The sequence below is a fragment of the Streptococcus sp. SR4 genome, from assembly GCF_000517725.1.
Lineage (GTDB): Bacteria > Bacillota > Bacilli > Lactobacillales > Streptococcaceae > Streptococcus > Streptococcus salivarius_F.
Map to the genome: position 1 here is coordinate 1 of NZ_AZYW01000012.1, position 2,126 is coordinate 2,126.

The 2,126-nt window shown below is 40.0% G+C and carries 2 protein-coding genes and 2 pseudogenes; 2 read left to right on the forward strand and 2 right to left on the reverse strand.

Annotation, left to right across the window (positions count from 1 at the left end):
- Positions 1–209 precede the first annotated feature (209 nt).
- Positions 210–543 (reverse strand): annotated as a pseudogene (locus HMPREF1519_RS10635) (diacylglycerol/lipid kinase family protein); the annotation flags it as partial.
- Positions 544–546: 3 nt separating this feature from the next.
- Positions 547–690, reverse strand: a pseudogene (locus tag HMPREF1519_RS10800) (IS982 family transposase); the annotation flags it as partial.
- Positions 691–1,039: 349 nt separating this feature from the next.
- Between HMPREF1519_RS10800 and HMPREF1519_RS01955 the strand changes: the two are divergent.
- Positions 1,040–1,648, forward strand: a complete 609-nt coding sequence (locus HMPREF1519_RS01955) for a DUF1269 domain-containing protein (RefSeq protein WP_037611045.1) — start codon at positions 1,040–1,042, stop codon at positions 1,646–1,648.
- A 244-nt stretch (positions 1,649–1,892) separates the two neighbouring features.
- Complete coding sequence (locus tag HMPREF1519_RS01960; RefSeq protein WP_037611047.1) at positions 1,893–2,114, forward strand: tyrosine-type recombinase/integrase; 222 nt, start codon at positions 1,893–1,895, stop codon at positions 2,112–2,114.
- Positions 2,115–2,126 lie beyond the last annotated feature (12 nt).

A 2,126-nucleotide genomic window follows, 5' to 3' on the forward strand; every position in this document is an offset into this window, starting at 1 on the left:
TGCAGTGGTTGCCATCCAATCAAACATCGCTTCGCTTGTTTTCTTGGGGCAACTGTGCATAGCATATCTCTATGCGACTAAAGTCGCTAGAGCTATCCTAATTGCGCACCGCCAGTTCTCATAGAAAAAAACACCTTGCAAGATGCAAAGTGTTTTCGTTTGTATTCTGCTGTCCAGCAACGAATTAACGTTTAGAGAACTGGCTAGCTTTACGAGCCTTTTTCAAGCCTGTTTTCTAGTATTTTTATATCTATTGGCAGATTATCCGACTTATCCCCATCAACATCTGACTCTAACTCAACCTCTGAAGAAATCCTAATATTGCGTACTTTGATATATTCGATATTATTGTTACCTACTAGATCCCCTTTTTAATAAATCTGGGATAGCCGATAATTTAGAAATGATGGATGAATCCTTTAAAATCAAGATATTTCCATATTCATCTGTATTTTCATCAAATAGTTTTTTGTCTGCATAGTAATTGGATAGAAGAACTAAGACCTGAGTAGCTTCACCTTCATAATTGCCATTTTTGCTTTCAAAAGGTAATAATTGCTTGTTCATAGCTTGGCGAATCAGTTGCACCAGCCAAATTAATTGTCTTGACCGACGAATAAAGCGACTTCTTTCAAGGATTCGACCATAAGGAAACAGTTGGCAGATTCTATAAAAGTGTCGATGTGATTCGGCACGCTCATCAGACTCGCTACACAGAGCTGGTACATAAATCTGCTATAATTTTCTGGAAGATTTGGTCAAGCGGTCTTTTAGCCGTGTGACAGGCATACAGGAAAAACACTATTTATTTACTTTTTGCACGGGAGGCTTTAAGATGTTGCTGGACGCCTTTCTTGATAGTCACTCAGAGTCTCCAGAGTGTCTGGGCTGGGATATGGCAAAGATATACCGCTGCTGAAACTGTTCTTTGACGCTGATAAACGCGACATAGCAATTAAAATGTCGCACTAAAATGATTGAAAAGTGATTGAAACTGTGTTACAATGCACATGTAATTTTTAGAAAAGAGGTACTAACTATGGAAAACCTAGTAGTTTCAGTCTTTAACACTGAAAGCGAAGCTTATCAGTCCTTTGCGGATTTGAAGGCTTTCCGCCAAACTCAGACGACCAAGGTTGCTCAAATCGCCTTGGTCAAAAATGAAAACGGTCACATCGTTGAAAAAGAACGCTATGACTTTGAAGATTCAACGACGGATGCAACCCTAGAAGGTGGCTTGCTCGGTGCAGTTATCGGGCTTTTGGGTGGTCCTATCGGCGTCTTGTTTGGTTATGGTATTGGCAGCCTCTATGGTTTGGCTGCTGGTGATACCGTTGATACGGCAGAAGCTGGCTTGATTGACGTTGTGTCTCAAAAATTGATCGACGGCGAAACAGCCGTTGTCGCCTTGGTGCAAGAAAACAACGAAGCAGTCATCGATGCTTACTTCACCAAGTACGACACCCAAATCGTGCGTTGGGATGTAGCAACCGTCGTAGCCGAAATCGAAGCAGCTCTGCAAGTCCAAGAAGACCTCTACAACCAAGCGCGTGCGCAAATGAAGGCTGAACGTAAAGCAGAGCGCAAGGCCAAAATTGAAGAGTTCAAGGCAAACATCAAATCAAAATTTGATAAATTGAAAGCCTAACGTCTAAGCGTCTCATAAATTTAAATGTGACTGAGACGCCATTTAAAATTTATGTGCGTCGGATTCTCACAGTTAAATAATTGCGTTGACAAAGCCGTTACAGCCGTTCTTCCATTCTTTGAAAAGAATGTTTAATAGACAAGAAATCTGGACTAGTATTGGTCTGGATTTTTTTGTGAATATAGAGGTCATAGCTTTTTGACTATGCTTCGTTATAATTAGAAAAATTTTAAGTTTTATCAAGATGAAATCAGTCAGACGAAGACATCCCGAATTAGCACCAGCATCACCACACAAACTAAGACATACTGGTGCTACTCTTGCTAAACAAGCAGGTGTTTCTCTTGAAGCCATCTCAGAAGCTCTTACTCATAGTGATAAAGAGATTACAAAAACTTACGTTAATATCAAAGATAAAGTCAATCGGACTGTAGGTGATATTGCTTTTCGTAGTTTAAAAAATTGATGGGGTGAATAT

What these genes read in the sequence shown, in the direction of transcription:
- HMPREF1519_RS01960 (WP_037611047.1), top strand. Translation starts at nt 1,893, where the DNA reads ATGAAATCAGTCAGACGAAGACATCCCGAATTAGCACCAGCATCACCA.
- HMPREF1519_RS01955 (WP_037611045.1), top strand. Translation starts at nt 1,040, where the DNA reads ATGGAAAACCTAGTAGTTTCAGTCTTTAACACTGAAAGCGAAGCTTAT.